This is a genomic window from Stenotrophomonas sp. Sm10, assembly GCF_030985515.1.
Classification (GTDB): domain Bacteria; phylum Pseudomonadota; class Gammaproteobacteria; order Xanthomonadales; family Xanthomonadaceae; genus Stenotrophomonas; species Stenotrophomonas hibiscicola.
Window position 1 is genome coordinate 19,811 of the sequence record NZ_JAPTFO010000050.1, and the last position, 14,574, is coordinate 34,384.

At 66.7% G+C, this 14,574-nt stretch carries 10 protein-coding genes, 1 pseudogene and 1 riboswitch; of the genes and pseudogenes, 5 read left to right on the forward strand and 6 right to left on the reverse strand.

Translation table 11 applies throughout. From position 1 onward, the window contains the following. Positions 1 to 167 precede the first annotated feature (167 nt). A riboswitch (glycine riboswitch) is annotated at positions 168 to 270 on the forward strand. A gap of 62 nt (positions 271 to 332) precedes the next feature. Next, the gene (gene gcvP, locus O0J15_RS14170; RefSeq protein WP_308305829.1) at positions 333 to 3,200 is read left to right on the forward strand and encodes an aminomethyl-transferring glycine dehydrogenase; all 2,868 of its coding nucleotides are present in this window, start codon (positions 333 to 335) and stop codon (positions 3,198 to 3,200) included. A gap of 83 nt (positions 3,201 to 3,283) precedes the next feature. Here the strand turns inward: gcvP and O0J15_RS14175 are convergent, their stop codons facing one another. From O0J15_RS14175 to O0J15_RS14185, 3 genes are all read right to left on the reverse strand, one after another. Then, positions 3,284 to 3,694, reverse strand: coding sequence for a VOC family protein (locus O0J15_RS14175; RefSeq protein WP_058980986.1), 411 nt, complete (start codon positions 3,692 to 3,694; stop codon positions 3,284 to 3,286). 142 nt (positions 3,695 to 3,836) lie between these two features. Next, entirely contained in the window at positions 3,837 to 5,204 is a 1,368-nt protein-coding gene (locus O0J15_RS14180) for an amino acid permease (protein WP_134734760.1), read from the reverse strand. A gap of 82 nt (positions 5,205 to 5,286) precedes the next feature. Next, positions 5,287 to 6,009, reverse strand: a complete 723-nt coding sequence (locus tag O0J15_RS14185; protein ID WP_021204412.1) for an AraC family transcriptional regulator — start codon at positions 6,007 to 6,009, stop codon at positions 5,287 to 5,289. A 114-nt stretch (positions 6,010 to 6,123) separates the two neighbouring features. Here O0J15_RS14185 and O0J15_RS14190 point away from each other — a divergent pair, with 114 nt between their 5' ends. Together O0J15_RS14190 and O0J15_RS14195 are read left to right on the forward strand one after the other, a co-directional pair. Then, positions 6,124 to 8,214, forward strand: a complete 2,091-nt coding sequence (locus O0J15_RS14190) for a catalase (protein ID WP_164144779.1) — start codon at positions 6,124 to 6,126, stop codon at positions 8,212 to 8,214. A 22-nt stretch (positions 8,215 to 8,236) separates the two neighbouring features. Then, positions 8,237 to 8,710: a hypothetical protein gene (locus tag O0J15_RS14195; RefSeq protein WP_164144778.1), complete on the forward strand. Its 474-nt coding sequence runs from the start codon at positions 8,237 to 8,239 to the stop codon at positions 8,708 to 8,710. A gap of 8 nt (positions 8,711 to 8,718) precedes the next feature. Here the strand turns inward: O0J15_RS14195 and O0J15_RS14200 are convergent. Beyond that, positions 8,719 to 8,811, reverse strand: a pseudogene (locus tag O0J15_RS14200) (alpha/beta hydrolase); the annotation flags it as partial. A 48-nt stretch (positions 8,812 to 8,859) separates the two neighbouring features. After that, complete coding sequence (locus O0J15_RS14205) at positions 8,860 to 10,983, reverse strand: methyl-accepting chemotaxis protein (RefSeq protein WP_308305830.1); 2,124 nt, start codon at positions 10,981 to 10,983, stop codon at positions 8,860 to 8,862. Between the two features lie 234 nt (positions 10,984 to 11,217). Here O0J15_RS14205 and O0J15_RS14210 point away from each other — a divergent pair, with 234 nt between their 5' ends. Both O0J15_RS14210 and O0J15_RS14215 read left to right on the forward strand, forming a co-directional pair. Continuing rightward, positions 11,218 to 12,180, forward strand: a complete 963-nt coding sequence (locus O0J15_RS14210) for a L,D-transpeptidase family protein (RefSeq protein ID WP_019660034.1) — start codon at positions 11,218 to 11,220, stop codon at positions 12,178 to 12,180. 4 nt (positions 12,181 to 12,184) lie between these two features. Then, a complete protein-coding gene (locus O0J15_RS14215; RefSeq protein ID WP_021204417.1) occupies positions 12,185 to 12,841 on the forward strand; it encodes a M23 family metallopeptidase in 657 nt (218 codons plus the stop codon). A 187-nt stretch (positions 12,842 to 13,028) separates the two neighbouring features. On the opposite strand, the gene O0J15_RS14220 is transcribed toward O0J15_RS14215, so the two are convergent. Then, positions 13,029 to 14,321, reverse strand: a complete 1,293-nt coding sequence (locus tag O0J15_RS14220) for an adenylosuccinate synthase (protein ID WP_005418326.1) — start codon at positions 14,319 to 14,321, stop codon at positions 13,029 to 13,031. Positions 14,322 to 14,574: the final 253 nt, after the last annotated feature.

Here is a 14,574-nt window from a genome sequence, read left to right on the forward strand (position 1 = left end):
TGCACAAAACGCACGGCCGGGCCATCGGCCATTCAGCCGCGGGCCCGCGCCGGGGCGCGGCCAGCGGGCCCGCAACGGGCTATAATCGGCGGGCAACACGGTGGGAGAAGCGGAACACCGCTGCCGAAGGCGCAACGCCCGTAATCGCTCAGGCCCGATACCACCCGTAACAGAACTCTGGAGAGACCGGTTCGATCCGGCGCCGAAGGGGCACGAAGCCGCGGTTTTCCGCGCTTCCAAACTCTCAGGCAAAAGGACAGAGGGGCGCCCCGCAGACCGCCGACCGGCGGCTTGTGCCCGTGCGTGTGCCCTTTCCTGACGGATCCTTCGCCATGTCCCAGAACACCCCTTCCCTGCGTGAGCTCGAGCACCACAATGCGTTCGTCGAGCGCCACATCGGCCCCAACGATGCCGAGATCGCGCAGATGCTCGACGTCGTCGGCCACGCGTCGCTGGATGCGATGACCGATGCCATCGTGCCGGCCAAGATCAAGTCGCCGGCGCCGCTGGCGCTGCCGGAGTCGATGACCGAAGTGCAGGCACTGGCGAAGATCCGTGCGATCGCCGACAAGAACACCGTGCTGCGCAGCTTCATCGGCCAGGGCTACTACGGTACCCACACGCCGAACGTGATCCTGCGCAACATCCTGGAAAACCCGGCCTGGTACACCGCCTACACCCCGTACCAGGCGGAAATCTCGCAGGGCCGCATGGAAGCGCTGATCAACTTCCAGACCCTGTGCGCCGACCTGACCGGCATGGAAATCGCCAACGCCTCGCTGCTGGACGAAGCCACCGCCGCCGCCGAAGCGATGACCCTGGCCAAGCGTTCGGCCAAGTCGAAGTCGGACACCTTCTTCGTGCACGATGCCGTGCACCCGCAGACCCTGGAACTGCTGCGCACCCGCGCCGAGCCCATGGGCATCGTGCTGCGCGTCGGCACCCCGGCCGAGGCACTGGAAGCAGAAGCCTTCGGCCTGCTGCTGCAGTACCCGGACACCTTCGGCCAGGTCGGTGACTACAAGGCGCTGGTCGATGCCGTGCACGCACGCGGCGGCCTGGTGGCCGTGGCTACCGACCTGCTGGCCCTGACCCTGCTGGCTGCCCCGGGCGAATGGGGCGCGGACATCGTGGTCGGCAACAGCCAGCGTTTCGGCGTGCCGTTCGGCTTCGGTGGCCCGCACGCCGCCTTCATGGCCTGCCGTGACGCCTACAAGCGCTCGATGCCGGGCCGCCTGATCGGCGTTTCGGTCGATGCCCAGGGCAACCCGGCATACCGACTGACCCTGCAGACCCGCGAGCAGCACATCCGCCGCGAGAAGGCCACCTCCAACATCTGTACCGCACAGGTGCTGCTGGCAGTGATGGCCTCGATGTATGCGGTCTACCATGGTCCGGAAGGCCTGACCCGCATCGCCCGGCGCACCCACCGCCTGGCCTCGATCCTGGCTGCGGCACTGCGCAACGCCGGCGTGCAGGTCGGTGGCGACTTCTTCGACACCCTGCACATCACCGGCGTGCATGCCGATGAGATCCACGCCAAGGCACGCGCCGCCGGTTACAACCTGCGGGCGATCGACAGCGACTCGGTCGGCATCAGCCTGGACGAGACCGCCACCCGCGCCGACGTGGTCGCGCTGGCCGCCGTGTTCGGCGCGCAGGCCGACATCGATGCGCTGGACGCCAGCACCGCCGACGCGCTGCCGGCGGGCCTGCTGCGCCAGTCCGCGTTCCTGACCCACCCGGTGTTCAACACCCACCACAGCGAGCACGAACTGCTGCGCTACCTGCGTTCGCTGGCCGACAAGGACCTGGCGATGGACCGCACGATGATCCCGCTGGGCTCGTGCACCATGAAGCTCAACGCCACCGCCGAGATGATCCCGGTGACCTGGCCGGAGTTCTCGCAGATCCACCCGCTGGTGCCGGCCGACCAGGCGCTGGGCTACAAGGAACTGATCGACACGCTGGAAGCGATGCTGGTCGAATGCACCGGCTACGACGCGGTCAGCCTGCAGCCGAACTCCGGCGCGCAGGGCGAGTACGCCGGCCTGTTGGCGATCCGTGCCTACCACCGCTCGCGCGGCGAAGGCCACCGCGACATCTGCCTGATCCCGGACTCGGCGCACGGCACCAACCCGGCCTCGGCGCAGATGTGCGGCATGAAGGTGGTGGTGACCAAGACCGATGCCAACGGCAACATCGACGTCGAGGACATCCGCCTCAACGCCGAGAAGTACAGCGACCGCCTGGCCGCGATCATGATGACCTACCCGTCCACGCACGGCGTGTTCGAGGAAGAGGTGGTCGAGATCTGCGAGATCATCCACAAGCACGGCGGCCAGGTGTACACCGACGGCGCCAACATGAACGCCCTGGTCGGCGTGGCCAAGCCGGGCAAGTGGGGTTCGGACGTTTCGCACCTTAACCTGCACAAGACCTTCTGCATTCCGCACGGCGGTGGCGGCCCGGGCGTCGGCCCGTGCGCGGTCAAGGAGCACCTGGCGCCGTTCCTGCCGGGCAAGCTGGGTGACAACGGTCCGGTCGGCATGGTCAGCGCGGCCAGCTTCGGCAGCGCCTCGATCCTGCCGATCAGCTGGATGTACATCGCGATGATGGGCCGCGAAGGCCTGCGCAAGGCCACCCAGGTCGCGCAGCTCAACGCCAACTACATCGCCAAGCGCCTGGCGCCGCACTTCAAGACGCTGTACACCGGCCGCAACGGCCTGGTGGCGCATGAGTGCATCCTCGACGTGCGCCCGCTGGAGAAGACCAGCGGCATCGGCGCCGAGGATGTGGCCAAGCGCCTGATCGACTTCGGCTTCCACGCCCCGACCCTGAGCTTCCCGGTGGCCGGCACGCTGATGGTCGAGCCGACCGAGAGTGAGTCGCTGCACGAGCTGGACCGCTTCATCAACGCCATGATCCAGATCCGAGAGGAAATCAGCGCGATCGAAGACGGCCGCCTGGACCGCGAGGACAACCCGCTGAAGAACGCGCCGCACACTGCCACCGCAGTGACCGCCAGCGAGTGGACCCACGCCTACCCGCGCGAACTGGCTGCCTTCCCGCTGGCCAGCCTGAAGCAGAGCAAGTACTGGCCGCCGGTGGCACGCGTCGACAACGTGTACGGCGACAAGAACGTGATGTGCGCCTGCATCCCGGTCGATGCCTACAAGGACGATGAAGTCGAAGCTTGATTGACGGAACGGCCCGCGCAAGCGGGCCGTTTTCGTTTACGGTAGCGCCGGGCCATGCCCGGCGAGCGCAGCGGCTGAACCGATCACGGATCCGGCATCTGCCCCAGGCTCAACTGCCACGACACCCCGAAGCGGTCCTGCACCCAGCCGTAGCGGTTGCTGAAATCGTACTCGCCCACCGGCATCAACCAATGGCCGCCCTCGCCCAGCACGCGCGCGGCGCGCTCGAACTGCTCGGCGCCGGAGCACTCGACGAACAGCGAGATCGACGGGCTGAAGGTGAAGTCGTGCACGTCCAGGCTGTCGAAGCACAGGTAGTGGGTGCCACCGAGCAGGAAGATGGCCTGTCGGACCTGCCCGGGCACGCCGGCACCGGCGCCGTCCGGATGGCGCTGCATTGCCAGCAGGCGGAAATCGGCGAAGGCCTCGGCGTACAGGGCCAGGGCGGCCTCGGCCTGGCCGGTGAACATCAGGAAGGGGCGACTGCGCAGCATGCGGTACTCCCGGTCGACGGGCCGCTGGCGGCCCACCTGCGCACAGTGCCACGCGGAGTGTGTGCCTGTTGTAGAGCCGAGCCCATGCTCGGCTGGCGATCGCGCAAACAGCAGCCTCGACCGTAGGGTCGGCTCTACAGAATCACGCCTCGCGCATGCGCCGCGCGATGGCGCTGCCGGCGGCGATCGTGGCGGTCAGCGCAACCATCGACAGGAACTGCAGACGGGTGTGCGCCTCGCTCAGCAGCAGGCCGAAGATCAGCGCCAGGATGCCCAGCGCGCACACGGTCAGCCACGGGAAGCCCGCCATGCGGAACGGCAGCCGGGTACCCAGGCGATCCGCGCGGCGGCGCAACACCAGTTGTGAGACCAGCGACAGCGTCCACACCAGCAGGCAGGTCGAACCGACGATGTTCAGCAGCACCGGCAGCACCCGGTCCGGGAACAGCAGTTCCATCACCGTGGCGGCGAAACCGAACAGGACGCTGGCCAGCACGGCGATGACCGGCACCTGGCGCGGATCGGTCCAGCCCAGCACGGCCGGGGCTTCACGTCGCTGCGCCAGCGAATACATCATGCGCGAGGCGCCGTAGAGGTTGGCATTGAGCGCCGACAGCAGCGCGATCACAGCGATCAGGGTGATGGCGGTGCCTGCACCCGGAATACGGGCAATGTCCAGCACCGCGGCGAAGGGCGACTTCAGCGCCTCGCTGGTCCACGGCACCACGGCGATGATCACGCTCAGCGAGCCGATGTAGAACACCAGGATGCGCCACGCCACGGTGCGGATGGCACGGGCGATGCTGCGCTCCGGATCTTCGGTCTCCGCCGCCGCAACGGCCACGATCTCGGTGCCGCCGAAGGCAAACACCACCACCAGCAACGCCGCGCCGATCCCGGCCAGGCCCTTCGGCGCAAAACCACCATGCTCGGTGAAGTTGCTCAGCCCAGGCGAGGTCACCTGCGGGAGCCAACCCATCAGCAGCGCCACACCGATGGCAATGAACGCCAGGATCGCCGCCACTTTCAGGATGGCGAACCAGAATTCGAACTCGCCGAAGTTCTTCACCCCGAGCAGGTTGATCGCGGTGAAGAACAGCATGAAGGCCAACGCTGCCATCGGCACCGGCACCGCAGGCCAGACCGTGGCCAGCAGCCCGGCCGCGCCTACCGCTTCGGCGGCGATCACGATCACCAGCTGCACCCACCACAACCAGCCGACGGTGGCACCGGCGGTGGCGCCCATGGCATCGGCGGCATAGACCGAGAACGCGCCGCTGGTCGGTTTGGCCGCCGCCATTTCGCCCAGAGCGTTCATCACGATGATCACCAGCGCGCCGGCGACCAGATACGACACCAGGACCGCCGGACCGGCCGCCTGCACACCCACGCCCGAGCCGAGGAACAGCCCGGCGCCGATGGCGCTGCCCAGGCCCATCATGATCAGCTGGCGGGGCTTGAGCGAATGTCCGAGGCGGGACGGCGAAGCGGTCGGAATCGAGTTGGGCATCGGCAGGGCTGGCGGCGGGCTACAGGGGCGACACCTTACCCTGTCCCATGCCCGCGGGGATAGGCACAGCGCAGCAGGCGGCTCAGGCCAGTGCCGGCTCTCCGACACTGCCACCAATACGGGCGCGGTAGGCACGCGGCGAGAAACCGGTTTCAGCCTTGAACTTGCGGGTAAAGGCGCTCTGGTCGCTGAAACCGCAGGCCTGGCCGATGCTGGCGATGCTCTCGTCACCGTGCAGCAGGTGCATGGCCATCTGGATCCGCAGCCGGGTCAGCACCTGCTGCGGGGTCATCTGGAACACCTTGCGGAAGCTGCGCTCCAGCTTGGACAGCGAGAAGCCGGTGATGTCCAGCAGGGTCTGCATGCGCACGTTCTCGGCGTAGTGCGCGTTGAGGTGGGCCAGCGCCAGCCGCAGCTGCTCGTACTGGGTGCCGAGGCTGTCCTTCTGGCCCAGGTCGCGGGAAATGCCGATCAGGCCCTCGATGGCGCCATCGACCAGCAGCGGGCGCTTGCAGGTCAGGCACCAGCCCGGTTCGCGGTTGGCGAACAGGTGCAGCTCCATCAGGTTCTCGATCACCTCGCCGGACAGCACGCGGGCATCCTGGTCGACATAGTCCGCGCTGAGGCCGGTCGGGTAGATCTCGGCCGCCGTGCGCCCGATCACGTCCTTGCGCGCGCGCAGGCCCAGCCGTCGCAGCATGGTCTGGTTGACGTGGGTGTACCGCCCCTGGCGGTCCTTGATGAAGAACAGCACGTCCGGGATGGCGTCGAACAAGGCTTCGATGTCGGCGGGCTCGACTCGCATGCGGCAAGCATACCCGAGCCCGCTTTTGCCCGTACGTTCACCTTTGCCGGACCGGGGTTTAACGGGCTCGGTTCCAGTGTCGTGGTTCCCTTTGACGATCCGGAGCCACCCTCCATGGCCGCCAGCAAGCCGACCGGCAAGCGCGCAACCACCCCGCCCGAAAGCCACCCACGGGGCAATGGCGATGAGCTCCACCAGCAGGCCGGGGGCAGCCATCCGGTGATGACCACCGATCAGGGCATCCCGGTGGCAGACAACCAGAACTCCCTGCGACAGGGGCCTCGGGGGCCCACGCTGCTGGAAGACTTCATCCTCCGCGAGAAGATCACCCACTTCGATCACGAACGCATTCCCGAGCGCATCGTGCACGCACGTGGCAGCGCGGCACATGGCTACTTCGAGTTGACCCGGTCACTGGCCTCCCATACCCGCGCGCGTATCCTGACCGAGGTGGGGGTGAAGACACCCGTATTCACCCGTTTCTCGACCGTGGCCGGTGGCGCAGGCTCGGTGGATACCCCGCGCGACGTGCGCGGCTTCGCGGTCAAGTTCTATACCAGGGAGGGCAACTGGGACTTGGTCGGCAACAACATTCCGGTGTTCTTCATCCAGGACGCCATGAAATTCCCGGACCTGGTGCACGCAGTGAAGATGGAACCGGACCGTGCCTTCCCGCAGGCCGCCTCGGCCCACGACACCTTCTGGGACTTCATTTCGCTGATGCCCGAGTCGATGCACATGATCATGTGGGCAATGAGCGACCGTGCCATTCCGCGCTCGCTGCGCATGATCGAAGGCTTCGGCGTGCACAGTTTCCGCCTGCTGAACGAGGCAGGCGAGTCGACCTTCGTCAAGTTCCATTGGCGGCCAAAGCTGGGCATCCAGTCAACGGTCTGGGACGAAGCGCTGAAGCTGCAGTCAGCCGACAATGACTTCCATCGCCGCGACCTGTTCGAGGCCATCCAGCGCGGCGACTTTCCCGAATGGGAGCTGGCGGTGCAGTTGTTCACCGAAGAAGAAGCCGACGCATTCCCGTTCGATCACCTGGACCCGACCAAGATCATTCCCGAATCGCTGGTGCCGTTGCAGGTGATCGGGCGCATGGTGCTGGACCGCTGGCCCGACAACTTCTTCGCCGAGACCGAACAGGTGGCGTTCTGCCCGGCCAACGTGCCGCCGGGCATCGACTTCAGCAACGACCCACTGCTGCAGGGCCGCCTGTTCTCCTACCTGGACACCCAACTGCTGCGTCTTGGCGGCCCGAATTTCCACCAGATCCCGGTGAATGCCCCGAAGTGCCCATTCGCCAATCATCAGCGCGATGGCCATATGCAGATGCAGGTGCCCAAGGGCCGGGTGGCCTACGATCCCAGTTCGCTGCAGGAGGACTCACCGCGTGAGACGCCTGCGGGTTTCCGCAGCCACGCCAGCGCCGACGATGGCCGCAAGGGCCGTACCCGCGCGGAGAGTTTCGCCGACCACTACAGCCAGGCCCGCATGTTCTTCCGCAGCCTTGAAACGCCGGAGCAGGCGCACCTGGCATCGGCGCTGGTGTTCGAGTTGTCCAAGGTGGAAACGCTGAAGGTGCGGGTACGTACCGTCAGCCATCTGCGCAACATCGATGACTCACTGGCGCGGCGCGTGGCCGATGGTCTGGCCTTGCCCGCCCTGCCCGACCCGGCACCCACCGCCACCCCGGCGCGGGACATGCCTCCCGCTCCCGAGGTGCGTGTGATCGGACGCAACAAGCCTACCCTGCAGGGTCGCTGCATCGGCATTCTGTTCGACGAAGGCTCCGACGCCCGCATCATTGCCAGCCTGAGCAAGGCAGCCAGGAAAGCAGGTGCAGACGTGAAGCTGGTCGCGCCCAAAGTCGGTGGCGCCACGCTGAGCGATGGCGCGATGCAGGCGGCGGATGGGCAACTGGCAGGCACGCCATCGGCTGTGTTCGATGCGGTGGCCGTGGTGCTGAGCGTAGAGGCATCAAAGGCGTTGTCGAAAGAGAGCGCCGCGCTGGAGTTCGTCAGCCAGGCGTGGGCACACCTGAAGGCCATCGCCAGCGACGCGGGAGGCCAAGCGCTGCTGAAGGCGGCGCGGGTCGGCAACGATGCCGGCATCGTCGAAGCGGAAGACGCCAAGGCATTCCTGGCGGCGGCCGCCACCCGCCAGTGGGCGCGTGAGCCCAAGCTGCGCCTGCTGGCCTGACCACAACGACAGGAGAATAGTCATGCCCCGTGGTGACAAATCCGCATATACCGAAAAGCAGAAGCGCCAGGCCGAGCACATCGAGGAAAGCGAACGTGATCGCGGCGCGAGTGAAGGCACCGCCGAGCGCATTGCCTGGGCCACCGTGAACAAGCAGGACGGCGGCGGCAAGCGTAGCGGCAGTGCACGCAAAACTACAAAGAAGGCGACCCGCAAGAAGACCGCCAAGACGTCGACAACCAGGAAGACGGCAGCGAAGAAGGCGCCGGCGAAGAAAGCGGTGGCAAAGAAGGCGGTGGCAAAGAAGGCACCGGCTCGCACGACCGCGACAAAGAAGGCCGCAAAGAAGACAGCGAAGAAGGCTGCGGCAAAGAAGGGGAGTACGGCCGCCTCGCGGAGCGCCGCCGCGAAGAAGGCAGCCAAGACGCGGGCCGCGAAGAAGTCCGTGCGCAAAGTGGCGGCGAAGAAAGCTGCGCGTACGCGTGCGCGCGGCTGATGCTTCGGTCAGAAGGGGAGCGTCCTCATCCATGCCGCAACTTCGGCTGCGTCAGCATCAGCACGGGCCTGCAGCAGTAGATGGGGCCCTTCCAGCGAAATACGGCCGCTCAAGGCGGCCGTATTCCTGTCGCTGCAGTGGCAGCCCGCTCAGGCTGCGCGACGGGGCGCAGCGGAGACCGCCGCGCCTTCCATCTTGAATACCGACACCGACGTGGTCAGTGCATGCGCCTGTTCCTCCAGCGCGCGGCTGGCGGCAGTGGCTTCTTCCACCAGCGCAGCGTTCTGCTGGGTCACCTGGTCCATCTGCACCACCACCTGGTTGACCTGCTCGATGCCGGCGGCCTGTTCCTTGCTGGCCGCTGCGATGTCGCTCATCAGCTGGGTGGTGCGCGAGCTGGCCTGGGCCACGCGGGCGATCGCGGCTTCCGATTCAACAGTGACGGCCAGGCCACTCTTCACCTTTGCAGCGGCGTCTTCGATCAGCTCCTTGATTTCCTTGGCGGCGACACCGGCACGCTGCGCGAGCGTACGCACCTCGCTGGCGACCACCGCAAAGCCACGCCCCTGCTCGCCCGCGCGCGCGGCTTCCACTGCAGCATTCAGCGCCAGGATGTTGGTCTGGAACGCGATGCCGTCGATCACCGTGGAGATTTCCGAGATGCGTGCCGAGGACTGATCAATCTCGCCCATCACCGATGCCATCTGTGCCATCGCCTGCTCGGTCTCGCGCACGGCGGCGCCGGCAGCGTGCGCTTCGCTGTCGGCCTGACGCGCCAGTTCGGCGTTCTGGCGTACGGTGGAGGTCAGCTCCTCCATCGACGCGGCCGCTTCTTCCAGATTGGCCGCCTGCTGCTCGGTTCGGCGCGACAGGTCGTTGTTGCCAGCGGCCAGTTCCTGCGCCGCGTTGTTGATGCTGTCGGCAGCCACCTGGATGCCGCGGACGATGCCGGTCAGCTGCGCGGTGGTGGTGTTGGCATCGTCGCGCATGCGCGCGAACACGCCTTCGTACTCGCCCTCCATGCGTGCGGTCAGGTCGCCATGCGAGATCGCGCGCAGCACGTCGGAAACATCGGCGATGCTGGCCTGCGAACTGGCCATCATGCCGTTGAGGTGCTCGACCATCGTCTTGAACTGGTACTGGAAGGCCCCGGCATCGCCACGCATGCTGAAATCGCCGGCGCGTGCGGCACGGGCCAGTTCATCGATCTGCGCGTTGATCGCCATCAGGCTCTGCTTCACCGCGGCCAGGGTGCGGGTCAACGTGCCCTTTTCGCCCGGGTAGTCCGGCAGGTCGCGGCTGAGGTCACCGATGGCGTAACGCTGCATTACTCCAGCCATCAGCAGTTCCACCTGCACGTGCGATTCGACCAGGCTGTTGGTGGCCTGCACCATGCGGCCGAAATCGCCGGGGAACGCACTGGCGTCCATGCGATAGCGGATTGCGCCGGCCTCGTGCTGTTCCGCCATCTGCAACTGCGCGCCGATCGCCGCCTGCACACTCTGGCGCACGCTGGCCATCGCCTCACCCAGCTGGGTCAGCTCGTCGCGGCCACCGAGGCGGAACTCCTGGTCCAGCTGCCCCTTGGACAGGCGCTCGGCCAGGTTCACCGCGCGCGCCAGCGGACCGGTCAGGCTGCGGCCGATCATCACCGAGGCGCCGATGCCAGCAAGCAGCGCAACGCCGCCCAGCACCAGCAACTGCAGCAGGCTGCGCTCGCCCAGGCGGATCGCCTCGGCGGCAGCCTCACGGCTTTCCTTCTCCTCGAAGTCCACGCCATCGGACAGCGCCTTGTTCCAGCCGTTGGCGGCGTCCTGCACCGGGCCCAGGGTCAGCGCCACGGCACCGGGATAATCGCCCTGCTCCATCAGTTCGCTGGTCTGCTTGTTGAGCGGGCGAGCAACGGCTCGCTTGGCGGCGATGGTTTCAGCGATCGCCTTGCCTTCGGCGTCACTGGGCAGCGCCTGGTAGGCGCTCCAGCTGGCCTCGTAGCGCTTGACGAGATCAGCAATGCGCTTCTCGTCGCTGGTGCGGTGATCACCCTGGCGGATCAGCATCTCGCGGCGCACCACCATCATCTGGTTGTTGGCATCAAGCATCTGCGACAACAGGCGCACCTTGGCCACGCTGACGTCGACCACCTGCTGCATCGCGCGCTTCTGCACGACACTGGCAGTGGCGCCGGTGGCCACCACGGCGGCAACCAGCAGCAGCAACAGGCCAAAGCCCAGCCCAAGACGCCAGGCAACCCTGACGTTCCTCAAGTAGTTCATGGGGGTATCCAAAACGGGGGGATGCGCCCTTATCGGCGGCACAGCAGGCAATCTTGATCGCCATCCACCAATGGCGTCGGCCACTGTTCACCTTGGTGAGTCGCCGTCCCAGTGGCACCTGCCGGTGCAAACCGGCCGCAATGACGTGCCTGCTCATGCGGGCATCAGATCCCTTTCACGGTGGCTCGGCGCCGTCTGCGGGCAAGGTGGTCGCGTTCCCTGCTGGAGTCCCCGATGCCGTTACCCATGCCCCGATCCGCCCTGCTCGCTCTCTCGCTGCTGGCATCACCTGCCTTCGCGCAGGCGCCGCCGCCTGGCCTGCCTGCCCCCATTGCCGAGAAGGCAGGACCGGACACCGCACCCCGCTCTGTCCTGCACGCCCAGGTGCTGCTGGATCGCGCGAATTTTTCCCCCGGCCAGATCGATGGCGAAGTGGGCAGCAACCAGCGGCGCGCGGTGTCGGGCTTCCAGGCGGCGCATGGGCTGAGCGTAACGGGTGAACTGGATGACGCTACCTGGAAGGCCCTGCAGGCCGATACGATCACGCCGCTGGCAAGCTATACGCTCACGGCTGAAGATGTTGCCGGCCCGTTCCAGGCCATACCGAAAGGGCCCGCCGCACAGGCCAAGCTGAAGTCGCTGGGCTTCAGCAGCGTGGAAGAAGGCCTGGGCGAGCGCTTCCACGCCTCCCCTGAGCTGCTGAAGGCACTCAATCCCGGCGTCGATCTGGCCAAGGCCGGCAGCCGCATCCAGGTGCCCAACATCGGAACGGGGGACTTGCCGAAGGCGGCGAAGATCGTGGTCGACAAGTCCGACTCCACACTTCAATTGCTGGATGCGCAGGGCAAAGTGATCGCACAGGTGCCTGTCTCATCCGGCAGCCAGCACGATCCGCTGCCGATCGGCGAATGGAAGATTCTCGGCGTGTATCGCGACCCGCCGTTCCACTACAACCCGAAGCTGTTCTGGGATGCGCGCAAGGGCGAAAAGAAGGCGACGCTGCCGCCGGGCCCGAACAATCCGGTCGGGCGGGTCTGGATCGACCTGTCCAAGCCGCACTACGGCCTGCATGGCACACCCGAACCCGGCCACGTCGGCAAGACAGAATCGCATGGCTGCGTGCGCATGACCAACTGGGATGCGCTGCGCGTGGCCGATGCGGTGGATACTTCGGTGCCCGTGGTGATGCAGGAGTGAGCCGATGCGCCTTTCGCAGCTGATCGTGCTGGGCGTGCTGCTGGGCGTGGGAGTGGGCTGGTGGCTGCACCGCGATGCAGGTGAGCCGGTGGCGGTTGCCCCGCCCGCAGTGCAACCTGCGGTGGCTGCGGCTGCAACGCCGGGCGTGGACGCCCCGGCTCCCACGGCCGTGCCGCCGTCCAACGCCACCGATGCGCCAGCCGGTCTGCTGCTGCCGGTGCAGGGCATCCAGGCGTCCCAGCTGCGCGACACGTTCACCGATGCACGCAGCGAGGGCCGCGTGCACGATGCCATCGACATCATGGCCGATGCGGGTACTCCGGTACTCGCGGTGGCCGACGGCACGGTAGAAAAGCTGTTCGACAGCAAGCGCGGTGGCCTGACGATTTATCAGTTCGAGCCCAGTGGACGCTGGTGCTACTACTACGCGCACCTGCAGCGCTATGCCGATGGCCTGGCCGAGAAGCAGGTGATCAAGCGCGGGGAGGTGATCGGCTACGTCGGCAGCACCGGTAACGCCAGCGCCGAGGCGCCGCACCTGCACTTCGAGGTGCACGTGCTGGGACCGGAAAAACAGTGGTGGAAGGGCAAATCCATCAACCCGTACCCGTTGCTGAAGCCGCCTGCTTCGACGGCCGGCGCTGCCAGCGCCGCAAGGTGAAGGTGAACACCGCCAAGGCAGCCCTTGGGACCAGCACGAACAGAACCGTCTCGCCTTTCACGCTGGCATGCTGGTCACCGCGTCGCTTCCCCGCTGGCCTGCCCACACGGTAATGAAGAAGCCCCGCTTTCGCGGGGCTTCTTCTTTCAGCGACGCCGGGCGTGGCCCGGCGCTACCAGTCACGCCCTCAGGCGAACGGATCCTGCAGGACCATGGTGTGGTCGCGGTCCGGGCCGGTCGAAACGATGCTGATCGGGCAGCCGGCCAGTTCTTCCAGCGAACGCAGGTAGGCGCGTGCCGCCGGCGGCAGCTCGTCCCACTGGGTGATGCCGTGGGTGTTCTCGCTCCAGCCCGGGAACTCCAGGTACACCGGGGTGCACTCTTCCCAGCCCTGCGCATCCAGCGGAGCATATTCGGTGCGCTTGCCGTTGTATTCGTAGGCGATGCAGACCTTCAGCTTTTCCATGCCGTCCAGCACGTCCAGCTTGGTGATGCACAGGCCGCTGATGCCGTTGATGGCCACGGCGCGCTTCAGCGCGACGATGTCCATCCAGCCGCAGCGACGCGGGCGGCCGGTCGAAGCGCCGTACTCGGCGCCGCGGTCACGGATGCCCTGGCCGACTTCGTCGTCCAGTTCGGTCGGGAACGGGCCGCCGCCGACGCGGGTGGCGTACGCCTTGGCAATGCCCAGCACGTAGTCGATCGAATCGGCGCCGACGCCGGAACCGGCCAGCGCACCACCGACGGTGGTGTTGGAGCTGGTGACGTACGGGTAGGTGCCGTGATCGATGTCCAGCAGCGCACCCTGCGCGCCTTCGAACAGCACGCGCTTACCCTGCTTGCGCAGGTCGTGCAGGATGCCGGCCACGTCGGACTTCATCGGCTGCACGTATTCGCCGAAGGCCAACGCCTCGTCGAAGGTCTTCTGGAAGTCGACCGCATCGGTGTTCAGATACTTGGTCAGCACGAAGTTGTGGTAATCCAGCGCGGTGCGCAGCAGTTCTTCCAGCTGCTTCGGGTAATGCAGGTCGGCGATGCGGATGCCGCGACGCGCCACCTTGTCTTCGTAGGCCGGGCCGATGCCACGGCCGGTGGTGCCGATCGCCTTGCCACCGGCAGCGCGTTCGCGCGCCTGGTCCAGGGCGATGTGGTACGGCATGATCAGCGGCGCGGCCGGGGAGATCTTCAGGCGCGAACGCACTTCCACGCCGGAGGCTTCCAGCTCGGCGATTTCCTTCTGCAGCGCGGCCGGCGAGATCACCACGCCGTTGCCGATCAGGCACAGCGCGTCGTCACGCAGGATGCCCGACGGGATCAGGTGCAGGACGGTCTTCTTGCCGTTGATGACCAGGGTGTGGCCGGCATTGTGGCCACCCTGGAAGCGCACGACGGCGCCGATTTCCTCAGTGAGCAGATCGACGATCTTGCCCTTGCCTTCATCGCCCCACTGGGCACCCAACACTACGACAGACTGACCCATGACGGGCTCCTCGATTTGTAGCGGCCATCGGGGCCGCGGACGGGTAAACCGTGGCGGGGCTGGCCAGCACCTGGAGGGCGGCTCCAAACGGGGAGCGGCCGGCGATGGAAGGCCCAGACACGGAAAAAGCCGGACGGGGAGGCCCGTCCGGCTTTTGTGCATTATCCGGGTTTCCGGGGTCGGGTGCCACCTTTCCGACGGACGGCTTCACCGGCCGCTCAGCCGCCCCGCCCGGTCGTGCCGGCCGTTGGCC

Bases quoted from the DNA above. Each gene is read 5' to 3' on its own strand.
- O0J15_RS14210 (WP_019660034.1), top strand. From the start codon at position 11,218: ATGCCGTTACCCATGCCCCGATCCGCCCTGCTCGCTCTCTCGCTGCTG.
- O0J15_RS14220 (WP_005418326.1), bottom strand. From the start codon at position 14,321: ATGGGTCAGTCTGTCGTAGTGTTGGGTGCCCAGTGGGGCGATGAAGGC.
- O0J15_RS14180 (WP_134734760.1), bottom strand. From the start codon at position 5,204: ATGCCCAACTCGATTCCGACCGCTTCGCCGTCCCGCCTCGGACATTCG.
- O0J15_RS14185 (WP_021204412.1), bottom strand. From the start codon at position 6,009: ATGCGAGTCGAGCCCGCCGACATCGAAGCCTTGTTCGACGCCATCCCG.
- O0J15_RS14175 (WP_058980986.1), bottom strand. From the start codon at position 3,694: ATGCTGCGCAGTCGCCCCTTCCTGATGTTCACCGGCCAGGCCGAGGCC.
- O0J15_RS14190 (WP_164144779.1), top strand. From the start codon at position 6,124: ATGGCCGCCAGCAAGCCGACCGGCAAGCGCGCAACCACCCCGCCCGAA.
- O0J15_RS14195 (WP_164144778.1), top strand. From the start codon at position 8,237: ATGCCCCGTGGTGACAAATCCGCATATACCGAAAAGCAGAAGCGCCAG.
- O0J15_RS14215 (WP_021204417.1), top strand. From the start codon at position 12,185: ATGCGCCTTTCGCAGCTGATCGTGCTGGGCGTGCTGCTGGGCGTGGGA.
- O0J15_RS14205 (WP_308305830.1), bottom strand. From the start codon at position 10,983: ATGAACTACTTGAGGAACGTCAGGGTTGCCTGGCGTCTTGGGCTGGGC.
- gcvP (WP_308305829.1), top strand. From the start codon at position 333: ATGTCCCAGAACACCCCTTCCCTGCGTGAGCTCGAGCACCACAATGCG.